Genomic DNA, 15109 nt, shown 5'->3' with positions numbered 1-15109 from the left:
CCAAGAGGTGGTTTTTATTTGTGGAGCCGGAGGATTACCTTACGGTGTTCCCAAAAGCTCACGTTCTGTAAATGCAATTGGCTGTCCAAAAAAATGGCCAGACGCTTTAAAACAACAAAGTCCGATCAAGTAAACTTGTCGGACTTTTTATGTTCTAAAGCACAAACCTATTGCGCTTAATCGTGGAGCCGGAGGGATTCGAACCCTCGTCCAAACAAGCAATTAAAATGCTTTCTACATGCTTAGAATCTGATTAATTTTCGATGCGTACCTGACCAGAAACCGCCCAATACACACTTATCTTCTTAAGATTTTGGTGGTGTCGCCAAAGCGAGCGGACACCCTTATGTTGACTTTTCTGGTGCTCCTATAAGAATCGCCATCAACAAGGGCTATTCAGGAACATCTCGCTTCCCTACCTGGTAGGGACGAGGCTAAATCCTACTGTAATTCGGATTAAGCGGCAAGAGCGTAATTGTTTTCGCCAATTAAAAGTGTGAAAAATGAGATTAACGAGCTGTTTCTCAGCGCTCGACATGCTTACATTCCAACTGGTCTCGCTGTCAAAACCGGTCGGCCCCAATATGTAAAAGAACTTCCTAATCTAAATAATAGCTGCATCAATTCAATCGACTTCAACTATTAAATAGCGGGCAGCAAAGCTAACAAAACTTTACGATCCTAGATAATTTTTATTTTGACCGAAGCCAAGTGTTTCTAATTGTATAATTTAGTGCAATATTTATACCAAACCCATATGAAGTTCGGAATCATCAGAGAACGTAAGAATCCACCAGATAAGCGTGTAGTTCTATCTCCAAAAGCATGTCAAAAAGTCTTAAACACATATACTAAGGCTGAAATTATTGTAGAACCTTCGCCTATTAGAGCGTATGCCGATGATGCCTATAAAGCTTTAGGTGTATCTGTAGCCGATGAGATGAATGCTTGCGAGGTGCTACTTGGAGTTAAAGAGGTGCCTATTGATAATTTAATTCCGAATAAAAAGTACTTTTTCTTTTCACATACTATTAAAAAGCAACCTTATAATAGAGACTTGCTTCAAGCTATATTAGAGAAGAATATTGAAATGTACGACCATGAGGTAATTACCAACAAGCAAGAACAACGCGTTGTTGCCTTTGGTAGATACGCTGGTATCGTTGGTGCCTATAACGGATTTCGTGCATACGGACTCAAATTTGGTTTGTTTCAATTACCAAAAGCCAATGATTTAGAAGATCAAGAAGCTTTAATAAATGAACTTAAAAAATTAAGATTACCTGCAATCAAAGTACTACTTACCGGTAGAGGTAGAGTGGGTAATGGGGCTCGAGAAATGCTAGACGGTATGGGAATAAGAAGGGTGAATGTTACTGAATATTTAGAAGAGACATTCAATGAGCCTGTATATTGCCAAATTGATGCTGGGGAATATAACAAACGTAAAGACGGAGTTCGTGGTAATAAAGCCGACTTTTTTGCGAACCCTGAGGAATATAAATCTAACTTTTTCAGATTTGCGAAGGTGAGTGATTTCTATATTGCAGGTCATTATTTTGGTCAAGGGTCTCCGTATCTTTTTACCCGTGAGGATGCCAAGCATGAAGATTTCAAAATTCAAGTTGTTGCCGATGTAAGTTGTGATATTGACGGTCCGGTAGCTTCTACCATTCGCCCCTCAACAATTGCAGAACCCATTTACGGATATCACCCAGAATCAGAATCTGAAGCGGATTTTACAAATGCAGATGCGATTGCTGTTATGGCAGTTGATAATTTGCCGTGCGAACTGCCTAGAGATGCAAGTGAAGGTTTTGGTGAAGCTTTTATAAAAAATGTAATTCCTGCTTTCTTTAATAACGACAAAGACGGAGTTCTAGAAAGAGCGAGAATGACACAAAATGGGAAGCTTACCGAGCGTTATGCATACTTGCAAGATTATGTTGATGGTAAAGAATAAGTAGTGGTTTCATTTTAATTTATAGGATGTTTTAATAGGAATCGTTTTTTGATTTCTAAACTGGTTACGGTTAGTATGCCCAAGGTATACGCAAATAAATCTTGTATGCTAAAATAGTTTCCGAAGATTAAGTTTACCCATTTGGAATGTTCTAGTCCGAAATAGCTTAACATATTGGTGAGCTGTAAAAATTCTATGGCATATGCTATTAATAATGTGACAACGCCAATCGCAATATCATTTGCTTTTACGAAGGATTTAAAAAAGAAAAACATGAGAATGACTACCAAGTAGTCTCCGAAAGTATGTCGAATGAATCCGGATTTTAAAAATATGGCAATCAAGATTTCGATGACTAGCAGTACAAGAAAGTATATAAAATAGATGCGGTTGAATTTGAATTTCATGTGTTGAACATTTAAGCGTTTGTAAAATAGAGGTATAGCATACTTATTGGGTAATTCATAATCAGTAAGATAAGCACCATGGTATGCTCTTGTATATCCTTAGAATACCTAAGTACATTTATCAAAATTATAATCAAGGCTATGCAGGTAATGATGATATAGCTGAGATATAGCATAATACCTATAACTGTAGTAATTTCAGTTTCTGGTATTAAGGCAATACACAGTAATAAAGTTGAGAGTAGAAAATACAATGAAACTACCCTCACAATTCTACGGTTCCATTTATGTTTAAATAAAACCATCATTCTGTATCGTTTTTAGCTAGTTGGGCAAACGTAAATTCTTGCCATGTTTTTTCTGATTGTAGGGTAAGGTATTCGTCATACTTTTCTTGAATACTAATCTTGAGATCATAATTAACTTCTTTCTCATTAGCATAGTTATATAATTGAATGCTATTAGCATCACCTAAATCGATGAGGTAATGAATATCAGGATTTTCAAGTGTACTTAAATTGAAATACGTAATAGTTTTATCCCACGGCACTGCAGCGCTTAGTACTAAAAAAGCAAACACTGTGGCGATGTTGGTACGTACTAAATAAACAAAGCTTTTTACTTCTGCCACTTTAATATAAACTGTAATTAATCCGGTAAGGGTAAGTAGAAGGTATACGAATACACCAATACGTTTATAGGTAAGTCCTAAGGCTTCAACATACGTGAAGTTCTTGTAAGATGTAAAAACGATTAGTATAATGTTTAGCGAGATCCAAACATAGGTTAGGGTTTTTATTTGCGTATTCTCTTTATAGAAATTGAGGTTTCCTCTAAAGAAATAAAGAATTAATATAATGGCTAGTACTATAGAGAACATTAGCGCATAGACACCTTGGTGTACAGATGCCGAATATTCTGCATTAGAAATGTCTGTTTTTTGAAACAGGTAAATTCCGTCTGTTACTAAAAAGAATACTAGTAAAAAATTAAGTGCGATAAATATAAATGAGCCTAAGGTATGCTCACTTTCTAGTTGCTTTTTTTGACCTATTATTTCTATTTCAGTCGGAGTCTCTAATTCATTTTTCTGAGATGCATCGACTGCTATTAATTCTTGTGCATCTAATGGACGTAAAATGTTTAGAAATATAATATAACCAAGAAATGTAAAGAATACCCAAGGGAAACTGATAAAGTCAAAAGAGATTTGGTCTACTAGATTTTCAAAAACCGGATTCGCATTCTTATAAAGCATCGCAAATAAGATCAGTAGAACACCAGCGAAGAATCCGCCTTTTAAACGGTTCAACAGTTTTGGTGAAGTCTCTTTTTTTACATCTTTTTCTTCTACCGAATTTTGTCTTTGAATGAAATTTGCGATAGACGCAACCAATAAATTAGTAAAGCCAAGTAACCAAGAAAGGTATAAAGATGTTTTGCTCGAAATGGACTTGCCTACAAATATCATTAATGCCATGAAGTGGACAAATATGGTAAACCCCGTGGGGTTAATGAGTATAAAAATTGAAGTTATAATATAGGTAAGAGCATAGCCCCATGACATGGTTCTAGTTTCTTTTAGGGTAGAAACAAGCACTACGACTAAAATTGATATTAAGAATAGATTTAGACCGAAGCTTTTGCTGTAGAATAGTAAACTGAAGGCTAAGGCAGATAAGAGTGATTTTATATGGACGTTCATAATATGATGTATTTAAAAGGTTATTGATAGTTGTAGAAAATATTTTTTATGTTCTAAATCAGATTTAAGTAAAAAATGGTGACAGGTATATTTGCTATAATAATTAGCACGGTACTAATATGTTCGGGGAAGTCTTTATAATAGCGAATGCTATTTATGAAAATGAGAATAAGTAAAATAGTGTTGGTAACGGCAGCAAGAATCGTATATAAATAACCGATTTCGACTAAAATAGAATCTCCAGTTGTTTTAAAAAATAGTAGAATAATAGAGCCAAGAATAAAGCTGATTATAGCTATTAATACAGCTATGTAATTAATTGAGTGTGTAAATTTTGCTTTCATTTTTGTGGGATTTATTGAATTAAAAATGTGGACTTTATTCGTTGGATGGGTTGATGCAGCAGTTTCTGAAAATCTAATTGATGAAAGGGTAGTGCCGATTTTCCGCAGTTATATTTTGATATAAAGAACCTCCAATACTCCGGATACAGCATAGAGCCTACTAATATGACGGTAAATAAGTAAAGACTTCTTTTTCCATTTCCCAATAAATAGAATTGCATACTTATTTCATCGGGAACAGAAATTCCAGTTCCGGTGAGTACATGAAATACATCATGACTCTCTAGTTTTTCTTGCAACTGAAAGCTGTTGGCAATAAGAAATTTGCCCATATGATGACCTAAAGATTCATTTGGATAGCCTTTGAGCTCTTCAGCATTATATTGCCACGCTTCATTTTTCTTGAAGTATTGATAGGGTGCTACGCTCCAATCATATAATTTTTCTAAAATGGCTGCTCTCATTATTTATTATTTTTAAAAGTACTTTGAATTTCAAAGTAAAATGATAAAAAAATATACTACTTACCTATTAGTTTTTCTAAAGCATTAATATGCTTCTTAAACTCTGCTTTGCCAAGGGGAGTGGCAGAGTAACGGGTATTCGGTTTTCTGCCTATAAACTGCTTTTCCACTTTTATGTATTCTTCCTTTTCAAGTGCCTTGGTATGACTGGCTAAATTGCCATCGGTAGCACCTAAAAGTTCTTTTAGCATTTTAAAATCAGCATAATCGTTCACCATTAGAATAGACATAATGCCCAAACGTATTCGGTGGTCAAAAGCTTTGTTTATGTTGTCAATTAAACTCATATATCTATAGCTGGGCTGATCTTAATTTCTGTCGTACTTATAATACATTAATGCACCATATAGAATGTGGCAAACGCCAAACCCTAAAGCCCAAAAATACAATCCATATCCTATAAATTGTGTACTAACTAGTCCAATTCCTATAAAAGCTAAACCCATATATCGAACATCGCCCATGGTGTACTTGCTTGCATTTACACATGCCAGCCCATAAAAAATGAGGGTAGCAGGTGCCACAAGACCAGCGATGCCTTGTTGCATCAATACCAGGCAAAAGAGTCCGCCAACTACTAACGGAATCGCAAAGTTGAATACAAGTCGCTTGCTGGTACTGTCCCAAATTTTCTCCCCACTTTTTTTAGACTTCTTCAAGGTCATAATAAACCCAGTAATTACTGCTGCCACCAAAACGGCAATGGCGATTAAAGTTAAATCGCTAACAGTATCTGATTCCCAAAGTGAAGAAGACCTACCAGAAAAATTTTCGTAATTGGCAGCTGAGGTATCTTTTAGCTTAACATAAGCAAAGCCAGCTCCGATCAAAGCATAGATCCCGGCAAGTACTCCTGAGAGTCCGCTTAAGGAAATAAACCGCGAAGAACGATTCATTAAATTCTTAATTTCGGTGATATCGTTTAGATACTTATTCGTCTCCATATTAAAGTACTTTGAAATACAAAGTTAAAATAAATAACTGAAACTTCAACAAAGCTGAATCAAAAAAGTTTAAAAAGGATTATTGGATACAAGTCTGAATTTCGCTTGAAAGTACTGGTATATCTAAAGATATTAGATATTAGAACCTATTTATAAATCCGTATTTTAAAATGGATTAGTTATGGCCAAGTGCGTAAAAAGTCGACCAATTTAATTCAAGAATTGTACAAAGGGTACTTTTAATTAATCAACGAAACCCCAATACCAAAGGTGGTTTGTCGGTGGTTGTAATCAATGAGTGTTTCGCCGTAACCATCAAATAATTGGAAATGACCATTGAAGTTTTCAAAAATAGGAAAAGACCAATTCAATTGTATACTCCCGCGACTTTTATCTCCTAAGTTTAAAGAGTGTCTGGCAATGGCTCTAAAACGCTGTCTACCCCAGTCATATGTAATATCAGCTTCACCACGACCTATATAGTCCGATATATTTTCGTTGTCATCTATTTTACTTCCGATACGTATCCATGGTTTTAGCATTACCTGCCAGTTTCCTTTCTCGAATGCGGCATGAAAAGCAATACGGTTCCAGCTTCTAGAAATGGGGTCTGACTGTCCGTTAGATTCATGAATTATAGCTGCGCCTATCATTTTTGTCTTAAAGCCCAAAATCGGAAAATTAACGGGAAAGTTTGCTATGATCTCTGGTTGATAATTCAATTCTCGAAATGGTCTTGAACGCTCCGTATTATAAATTTGCCAATAGGCGGTTTGTGAATAGCCCATCCAAAGGTCCATTTTGCCATCGAACATACCATGAAAAATCTTAGTTTTTAGACTGATTTGAAATTTTGACTCGACAGCGTTTAAGCTGCTAGGTTCATCTAAAACTTTATCTGAATTTTCTGCCTGCGGAAATTCATTGGGGTTGGTAGAAAATTTTGCAGCAGTTATATAAATAGGTTTATAAGAAGTAAGAATAAACGTACCGCGTTGGTGCTCATCATCGAGCTCCCATAATTCACTTAAACTTTTACTGTTGTTGAAATACCAATTATGATCATGGTCTTCTTGAGCGACACCGATATAATATGTACCTGTTATAAAAGCAATTATTAAAACTATAGTTGTGTTTTTAAGCATCGATGAATTTTAAGAGTGTCAAAATTATATATTTGAATGCGTATTTGTAAATGTATTCGTATTTTAAATTAACACAATCAAATTGATTATGAAACCAGCAGAGGATTATATTTTCAATCAGCCTGAACCGTACAGGAGTATTTTAATGCATTTGCAAATGATGATTGAAACGACTTTGCCTGAGGTTGAGCTAAAATTTAAATGGAATATCCCTTGTTTTTATATTGGTAAATCGCCTATTTGTTATTTGAATGCATCGCACAAAAAAAAGTTTGTAGATATTGCTTTTTGGAACTCAGCACACCTTACAAAACATTTGAACGTACTAATTTCTGAAAATAGAAAAGTAGTACGTTCATTGCGTTATGCTAAGCTCGAAGATATCGATAACGATATTCTAGTAGATGTTTTACAGGATGCTTATGCTGTTCGTCAAAACGGATTTTATAAGCGGAAAGATTAAAATAGTAGTATAATTTTAGCTTGATAGATGTCTTGTTCAAAAACATCCGTTAAGTTTATTATTCCTTTTACAACCATTTTAATTTATTTCTGACTTGTGTTTTTATGTCCAAATATTCCGCAGGGACATTTCCGAATTCTAATGTTTTTATCTTTTTTAAATTAGTAATCTCCTGAGAAGGTAAGTTTAAAGATGAATCAAATCTTTTGAGTTCTTTTAATTTTAATATAGGTTTTAATGAAGCATCCAGAACTTTAGTGTTCATTAAAGATAAATATTTAAGCTTCCTAAGCTTTTCGATTGGTTTCAAATTCTTTATTTCTTGAGTTGTCCACATACTTCCTTCTATGGCAAGCCCTTCTAGTTTCAAGCATTTAGAAATCGGTTCAAATTCATTAATTTTTTTAATGTGCTCAAGTTCTAGTGTTATTAAAGAATTCATATCTGCTAAACATGCAATACTTTCAATTTGTGAAGAACTGCCAAGATGAAAATGCTTTAATGATTTTATTTTTACCATCTTCTCAATGGTTTTTATACTACTCCATTTGATCCATATGCCTTCTAGATTTGGCATTTTACAAACTGCGTCAAAAGTTTTTTGGTTTACTTTAGAAGTAAACCAAATGTATTTTACTTTTGATAATTCAGGTAGGGCGTCACACCATTTGTCAACCAACTTTGTTTGTTGATAGGTACTTAGGTCTAACTGTTGGGTAATATCTAAATTTAATCTGTCCCCTCCATTATACTGTTCCAGTTTTGTAACCTCTTTAGGAGGCCATTTTTTTTCTGGATTAAAAAACCAAAACCCTTTTAATATATCTTCTTCGGTCATTATAATGTTTACTGATAGAAAAAAAATTGACTAAAACTCATTAACCACAGCTCTCAACGCTACTAAATCTGTCAATAGCTTTTTCATCAATCCTAAATCCAACATATTAGCACCGTCACTTTTTGCATTGGCGCAATCGAAATGTGTCTCTATGAATAGTCCGTCAACCCCTGCAGCAACTCCTGCACGAGCCATAGTACCTATTAACGCTGGTCTACCACCTGTTACGCCAGATGTTTGATTTGGTTGTTGTAATGAATGCGTAACATCTAATACCACGGGAGCAAATTGCTTCATGGTAGGTACACCTCTAAAATCTACAATCATATCTTGGTAACCGAACATGGTTCCGCGATCTGTAATGATAGCTTGCTGGTTTCCTGTCTCCGTAACTTTATTTACGGCATGCTTCATACTTTCGGGACTCATAAATTGTCCCTTCTTGATATTCACAGTTTTTCCCGTTTCAGCAGCGGCAACAACTAAATCTGTCTGGCGTGCTAAAAAAGCAGGTATTTGAAGAACATCTACATACTCGGCAGCCATAACAGCATCTTGTTCTGTATGTATATCGGTAACCGTTGGTACTTTAAATGTTTCAGAAACTTTACGTAGAATCTTTAATGCCTTTTCATCTCCAATACCTGTGAACGAATCTAAACGACTACGATTTGCTTTCTTGAAACTTCCTTTAAATACATAGGGTATTTTAAGCTCATCGGTTATGGTGATAATATGCTCTGCAATGCGCATCGCCATATCTTCACCTTCAATGGCACAGGGTCCAGAAAGTAGAAAAAAGTTATTGCTGTCGGTATGTTTTATTTGGGGTATAAGAGATAGGTTCATTCGTCGAATATTTTTAATCAAAGATACTATTTTAAGAAGCTTACTGTTCTATTAAGATAAGATTGTCGAAACCCCAAATCGAAATGAAAATCAAACAGTTTTTAATTATACTATTGCTGGTAGTTTTTGCCGGTAATGCCCATGCTCAATTTGGTAAAAATTGCGAGCTAAGGCAGGTGAAGATTAACCTTATTAATCCCGGTATCGAATATGAAATGGCATTGGGTACCAATACTACTCTTGATATAAAAGCAGGTATTCAAGTGGCTTTAGATCCTCTTTTGCCAGATGTGTATAGAGAATTCGGAGTTTTTCCTGCAATTGCGGGTCAATATCGCTACTATTATAATTTTGAAAAGCGCCAACGTAAAAGAAAACAGATCTATGGTAATTCTGCTAATTATGTAGCACCTGCTGTAGCAGTCTTCTTTCCGGGTTCACGAACTATTGCCAATGAAAATGTAGAAGGTGCTTTCGGTTATGCCGGTTTGGTAACAGGTATACAACGCAGTTATGATTCGGGTTTTAATTTTTCGGTAGATGTCGGTGCGGCATATTATGACGGACAATTTGAAGGCGGAATTTATCCGGTGGCGAACTTGAGTATCGGTTTTATAATTAGTGAAAAACGATGGTGTGTTGGTCGTTAATTTCGTAAGTATTTTCTTAATATTTCTATAAATCAGGAGGTTACCTTTTTATAAACATGTAGTTTTAGTTGCAACATCAATCAAACTACATGAAAAAAATTACTTTGATTCTTTTATTACTAGCTATTACAACGGCACATTCTCAGATTAGGGATTTCTCCGAAAAAGGCAACGGACTCGTTAATCTAGAGCGACATCAATTTACTATCAATCTTCTGGGGCCAGGTATTCGTTATGAGCTGGGTTTATTTAAAAATGTAAGTGCATCAACCAGTTTTACACCGGCATTTGCTAGATACCAAGTTGGGTATGCCTTAGGTTTTGCTTGGCATACCAGAATTCGATATTACCATAATTTTCAAGAACGCTTAGATGTAAATAAGAATGTAATAGGCAATTCAGCAAACTACATTGGTCCTGCGCGTAGTATATTCTGGGAGCCGGTTCAGTTTACCGATAATATCTCTAACGGTAATAGTGATTATGCCTTTGCTTTCTATGGTGGAGTATACGGTATACAGCGTACCAATAGAAAAGGTTTCAATGTAAATGCAGAAGTAGGCTATGGCTATTTTGACTCAAAAAATATAGATACTGGTCATGGTTTTTTGCTTCATGTTACCTTCGGGTGGGTAGCCACAAAAAGAAAATCTAAAAAACCTACTTTTGACTAAAATGGTCTAATCTTTGATAGTGTTATCAGCATAAATAAAAACTAAACACTATCATGAAAAAAATCACCTTTCTTTCAGTTATTCTTATGTCAGTTTTTTATGTTAACGCCCAGTCTGACAAGCTAGTAGAAGACGGACTCTTTAAAGTTAATTTGTTGGCGCCAGGGGTGTCTTACGAACTAGGTATTGGCCCTAAAACCACGTTGAATTTAGAAGCTTTTTTAGGTTTTGCACTTAACGGTGGGTCTGGTAGAGATACCAATTTCGGATTATACCCTGGTTTGGAAGCAGATGTTAGGCAGTACATCAATTTTGATAGAAGGCTTAGAAAAGGTAAAAACATATCTGGTAACACAGGTAACTACATTAGTTTTTTAAATCAGTTTCAATTTGGTACACCTGTTATTGGTAATTTAGAATATGCCTCAGATTACTTCTATAATACTGCAATAGTGTATGGTTTACAGCGTACCTATAAAAAAGGATTCTATTTTGGTTTGGCTTTCGGCCCGGGTATATTTGTAGATCAATTTAATACAGATGTGGGTGTTTTAATAGATGTTAGACTAGGTTGGGTTATTGGTGGTAGAAAAAAGTAGGCGTTGCTTTGGCGAACTATCTCAAAATCAATAAGATAAAAATAACATAAGTTTAAGTGTGGCTATTGTTATTTAAAGTATCTTTGCACGCTTAAATAAGACCTTTTATGTCCACTACTACAAAAAATATTGCGATCATTGCGCACGTTGACCACGGTAAAACAACCTTGGTAGACAAAATAATGTACCACTGTAGCTTATTTCGTGAAAACGAGAATACAGGTGATTTAATTTTGGATAATAACGATTTGGAAAGAGAACGTGGTATTACCATTACTTCCAAAAACGTTTCCGTTATATATAAGGATACTAAAATAAATATTATTGATACTCCTGGTCACGCCGATTTCGGTGGTGAAGTTGAGCGTGTATTGAATATGGCAGATGGTGTTTTGTTATTGGTAGATGCCTTTGAAGGTCCTATGCCACAAACACGTTTCGTACTTCAAAAAGCGATTGACCTTGGTTTAAAGCCTTGTTTGGTGATCAATAAAGTTGATAAAGAAAACTGTACTCCAGACGAAGTACATGAAAAAGTTTTTGATCTAATGTTCGAACTAGGTGCTGAAGAATGGCAGTTAGACTTCCCTACAGTATACGGTTCTGCAAAGAACAACTGGATGAGCGAAGATTGGAAAAACGAAACAACGAATATTGAGCCATTGTTAGATATGGTTATTGAGCATATTCCTGTTTTCGAACCAAAAGAAGGTAACACGCAAATGTTGATTACTTCTTTAGATTTCTCTTCATTTACAGGTAGAATAGCTATCGGTAGATTACAAAGAGGTTCTTTAAAAGAAGGTCAACAAATATCTTTGGTTAAAAGAGACGGTTCTATCGTAAAATCTAAAATCAAAGAACTTTACGTATTTGAAGGTCTTGGTCGTAAGAAAGTAGAAGAAGTTGAAACTGGTGACATTTGTGCATTAGTTGGTGTTGAAGGTTTTGAAATTGGTGATACTGTTGCTGATTTAGAAAATCCTGAAGCATTAAAGACTATTACAATTGATGAGCCTACAATGAGTATGTTGTTTACTATTAACGATAGCCCATTCTTTGGTCAAGATGGTAAATTCGTTACTTCTAGACATATTAAAGATCGTTTGGCTAGGGAGTTAGAAAAGAACCTTGCTTTGCGTGTAAACCCAACTGACAGTGCTGATAAATTTTTAGTATTCGGTCGTGGCGTATTACACCTTTCGGTACTTATTGAAACAATGAGACGTGAAGGTTACGAAATGCAAATTGGGCAACCACAAGTAATCATTAAAGAAATTGACGGGGTTAAATGTGAGCCTATCGAGCATTTAACTATCGATTTACCTGAAGAAGTTTCTGGTAGAGCTGTTGAAATGGTATCTATCCGTAAAGGTGAGATGACTAGTATGGAGGCTAAAGGTAACCGTATGTTATGTGAATTTCAGATTCCATCGCGTGGTATCATAGGTCTTCGTAACCAACTATTAACTGCTACTGCAGGTGAGGCTATTATGGCACACCGTTTCTTAGAGTATCAACCAATGAAAGGTGATATTCCACAAAGACAAAATGGTTCTTTAGTTTCTATGGAAAGAGGAAAAGCAATTCCTTATTCTATTGATAAATTACAGGATCGTGGTAAGTTTTTCGTTGATCCGGGTGAAGATATTTACGAAGGTCAAGTTATCGGAGAGAATTCTCGTGGAGATGATATGACCGTGAATATTACAAAAACTAAAAAGATGTCTAACGTTCGTTCTTCTGGTGCAGATGATAAAGCTAAAATTGTTCCGGCAATTAAGTTTTCTCTTGAAGAAGCATTAGAATACATTCAAAAAGATGAGTATGTTGAGGTTACGCCTAAGCATTTACGTTTACGTAAAATCTATTTGACAGAAAATGAGCGTAAGAGAAATAAAATAGCATAAGTACTAAAGCTCCTTTTTTAAGGAGCTTTTTTTTGCTTTTAAATATAGAAACCACCCAATCGGGTGGTTTTTTTTAGTTTATGTGATTTTTTAGAGGTTGTTGGTGAAGTGGTTTTGTGATTGCTACGCTGATATAATGTTAATTAGTGTCTTTGTTTTCAGAAAAACGCAAAAATATAGGTTAGATTTTCCTACATTCTTAATAATACATTCATCCTGCATTTTTCTTCGTTTCTGCATAGAATTTTAGCTAATTTAAAGTGGAATTTATTCACAACTCAAACTAACACTATTATGCAACTAAAAGGGAAAAATGTACTCATAACTGGGGGTACTCGGGGTATTGGTAAATGCATGGTTCAAAACCTAATTAAAGACGGGGTAACCAATATTGCTGTAATTGCACGCGATAAAAAAAATCTAAAAGATTTATCATTAGAATATCCTGAGGTAAGTTTTATTAGAATTGCTGGTGATATTGCCAATATTCAAGTTTTACGCGATGCTGCGGCACGTATAGAAGATAAATGGGGTCATTTAGATATATTAATAAACAATGCCGGGATCGTCGCTGCTGGTCCTTTAGAAGATATACAAGATGAAGATCTTTACGATCAGGTTGCGGTAAACTTAACTGCGGTAATGTTATTGACAAAATACTGTATTCCCCTTTTAAGATTTTCTGAAGATGCCTATATCTTAAATATTTCATCGGGATTGGGATTGATCGGAATGCCATTCTATGCGGTTTATGGTAGCACCAAGGCAGCTATTCGTCAGTTTTCAGATTCTATGCGTAGAGAATTGGCACCTTCTAAAGTTTCGGTAACCTGTGCTTTTCCCACCGCTACAGATACTGAGATGATGCAAAAATTTAAAGGTAGAAAAATGGATGCGCCAGAGTATGTTGCAGAACGTTCATTAGAAGGATTATTTAATAAAGAGATTCAAGTTATTTTTGGTGGTGAAGAACGACTGAAAGAAAATACCTTAAATTTTGAAGCGCCAGCAGAGTTAGATAAGGTGGTCGCAGAGAATTACGAGGAACGTAAAATAGCCAGTTTAGATCATAAAGCCGTCTGATCATAACTGTATAATAAACTAAACGGCACACAACTATGAAATTACTTTACAAACTATCACTATTATTAGTACTTGCAGTTATTGTATCCTGTAAAGAAACTCCTAAAAAAACAACCGAAACCGCTAAAGAAGTGGTGGCTGAAACTAATGTAATTGCTTATCCAGATTCTTGGGTGTCTTCAAGAGTTGCAAAAACAAAAGAAAGACTAAATACTACAGAAGCAGGAAAAGTTATTTGGAACGCAATGGAAGCGCATGGCGGATTGGGTACTTGGTATGCAAACGGACCAATTACTTTTCGTTTTAATTATCAGCCTCTAGATGGTAAAACTGCTAGAGATAGTTACCAAACAGTTGATACATGGAGCAACAGATCTGTGCATACAAGTGCTACCGATAGTTCTGCAAAATTTGGTTGGACAGGTGAACAAGCTTGGATGATGGCTAAAGACAGTACAGCATTTGCTTATGACACTAAGTTCTGGGCGCTAACTCCATTATGGTTTGTTGGTCATCCGTTTGTGTTGAGTGGTGAAGGGGTGAACCTAGAGTTGTTAGATGCTGAGAAATTTAAAGGTCAAGATTATAATGTGATCAAAGTAACTTTTGACGCAGAGACAGGTGATGCACCCGATGATTACTATATTCTTTATGTAAATAAAGAGACAAATAAGTTAGCGGTTATGAGATATATCGTTTCATATCCAGATTATTTTAAAGACGGTGGTCATGCTCCAGAAAAATTCACGGAGTTTATAGGTGAACAAACAGTAAATGGTATTACAATGCCAGGCGGATTTAAAACCTACTGGACGGTTAAAGACAATCAACCTGGTGACTATATCACTAAAATCGATTTTACAGATGTTTCTTTTGAGAAAGAATTACCTAAAGACTTTTTTGATGCTCCAGAGGGCGCGAAAATTTTAGAGTAATATCTCTTAAAATTTAAGTTGTTGTTACAACGCAAAAAAAAGCGTGTATCTAAAAAATACTTTTTAGATACACGCT

16 protein-coding genes and 1 other RNA gene are annotated in these 15109 nt (G+C 35.3%); 8 read left to right on the top strand and 9 right to left on the bottom strand.

The features are described from left to right. Window positions 1-180: 180 nt before the first annotated feature. Window positions 181-581, bottom strand: a transfer-messenger RNA (tmRNA) gene (gene ssrA, locus QSV08_RS11845). 176 nt (window positions 582-757) lie between these two features. Between ssrA and QSV08_RS11840 the strand changes: the two genes are divergently transcribed. After that, window positions 758-1963 (top strand): NAD(P)-dependent oxidoreductase, encoded by a 1206-nt coding sequence (locus QSV08_RS11840; RefSeq protein ID WP_324023566.1) that lies wholly within the window; start codon window positions 758-760, stop codon window positions 1961-1963. A 14-nt stretch (window positions 1964-1977) separates the two neighbouring features. Here the strand turns inward: QSV08_RS11840 and QSV08_RS11835 are convergent, their stop codons facing one another. From QSV08_RS11835 to QSV08_RS11810, 6 genes are all read right to left on the bottom strand, one after another. After that, a complete protein-coding gene (locus QSV08_RS11835) occupies window positions 1978-2370 on the bottom strand; it encodes a DUF2809 domain-containing protein (RefSeq protein ID WP_324023565.1) in 393 nt (130 codons plus the stop codon). Window positions 2371-2674: 304 nt separating this feature from the next. Then, a complete protein-coding gene (locus QSV08_RS11830; RefSeq protein ID WP_324023564.1) occupies window positions 2675-4075 on the bottom strand; it encodes a DUF4173 domain-containing protein in 1401 nt (466 codons plus the stop codon). 355 nt (window positions 4076-4430) lie between these two features. Further along, window positions 4431-4883 (bottom strand): Coq4 family protein, encoded by a 453-nt coding sequence (locus QSV08_RS11825; protein WP_324023563.1) that lies wholly within the window; start codon window positions 4881-4883, stop codon window positions 4431-4433. A gap of 56 nt (window positions 4884-4939) precedes the next feature. Beyond that, the gene (locus QSV08_RS11820) at window positions 4940-5230 is read right to left on the bottom strand and encodes a winged helix-turn-helix domain-containing protein (RefSeq protein WP_324023561.1); all 291 of its coding nucleotides are present in this window, start codon (window positions 5228-5230) and stop codon (window positions 4940-4942) included. Window positions 5231-5251: 21 nt separating this feature from the next. Further along, entirely contained in the window at window positions 5252-5887 is a 636-nt protein-coding gene (locus QSV08_RS11815; protein WP_324023559.1) for a hypothetical protein, read from the bottom strand. A gap of 239 nt (window positions 5888-6126) precedes the next feature. Beyond that, window positions 6127-7032: a phospholipase A gene (locus tag QSV08_RS11810; protein ID WP_324023557.1), complete on the bottom strand. Its 906-nt coding sequence runs from the start codon at window positions 7030-7032 to the stop codon at window positions 6127-6129. 88 nt (window positions 7033-7120) lie between these two features. On the opposite strand from QSV08_RS11810, the gene QSV08_RS11805 reads away from it, so the two are divergent. Then, complete coding sequence (locus QSV08_RS11805; protein WP_324023555.1) at window positions 7121-7495, top strand: DUF1801 domain-containing protein; 375 nt, start codon at window positions 7121-7123, stop codon at window positions 7493-7495. Window positions 7496-7562: 67 nt separating this feature from the next. Here the strand turns inward: QSV08_RS11805 and QSV08_RS11800 are convergent, their stop codons facing one another. Beyond that, window positions 7563-8333, bottom strand: a complete 771-nt coding sequence (locus QSV08_RS11800) for a hypothetical protein (protein WP_324023553.1) — start codon at window positions 8331-8333, stop codon at window positions 7563-7565. A 30-nt stretch (window positions 8334-8363) separates the two neighbouring features. Continuing rightward, window positions 8364-9182 carry a 3-deoxy-8-phosphooctulonate synthase gene (gene kdsA / locus QSV08_RS11795; protein ID WP_282049342.1) on the bottom strand — a complete coding sequence of 273 codons (819 nt, stop codon included), beginning with the start codon at window positions 9180-9182 and terminating at the stop codon, window positions 8364-8366. A gap of 83 nt (window positions 9183-9265) precedes the next feature. On the opposite strand from kdsA, the gene QSV08_RS11790 reads away from it, so the two are divergent. From QSV08_RS11790 to QSV08_RS11765, 6 genes are all read left to right on the top strand, one after another. Then, window positions 9266-9832, top strand: a complete 567-nt coding sequence (locus QSV08_RS11790) for a hypothetical protein (protein ID WP_324023551.1) — start codon at window positions 9266-9268, stop codon at window positions 9830-9832. Between the two features lie 89 nt (window positions 9833-9921). After that, window positions 9922-10506, top strand: coding sequence for a hypothetical protein (locus tag QSV08_RS11785; protein WP_324023549.1), 585 nt, complete (start codon window positions 9922-9924; stop codon window positions 10504-10506). Between the two features lie 53 nt (window positions 10507-10559). Beyond that, the gene (locus QSV08_RS11780; protein WP_324023547.1) at window positions 10560-11105 is read left to right on the top strand and encodes a hypothetical protein; all 546 of its coding nucleotides are present in this window, start codon (window positions 10560-10562) and stop codon (window positions 11103-11105) included. A 107-nt stretch (window positions 11106-11212) separates the two neighbouring features. Further along, entirely contained in the window at window positions 11213-13015 is a 1803-nt protein-coding gene (gene typA, locus QSV08_RS11775; protein ID WP_324023545.1) for a translational GTPase TypA, read from the top strand. Window positions 13016-13309: 294 nt separating this feature from the next. After that, window positions 13310-14098, top strand: coding sequence for an SDR family NAD(P)-dependent oxidoreductase (locus tag QSV08_RS11770; protein WP_324023543.1), 789 nt, complete (start codon window positions 13310-13312; stop codon window positions 14096-14098). Window positions 14099-14133: 35 nt separating this feature from the next. Further along, window positions 14134-15033 carry a DUF6503 family protein gene (locus QSV08_RS11765; protein ID WP_324023541.1) on the top strand — a complete coding sequence of 300 codons (900 nt, stop codon included), beginning with the start codon at window positions 14134-14136 and terminating at the stop codon, window positions 15031-15033. Window positions 15034-15109: the final 76 nt, after the last annotated feature.

The organism is Maribacter sp. BPC-D8, assembly GCF_035207705.1.
In the GTDB taxonomy this organism is placed as follows: Bacteria; Bacteroidota; Bacteroidia; order Flavobacteriales; family Flavobacteriaceae; genus Maribacter.
This window is presented reverse-complemented; position numbering and strand designations above follow the sequence as displayed.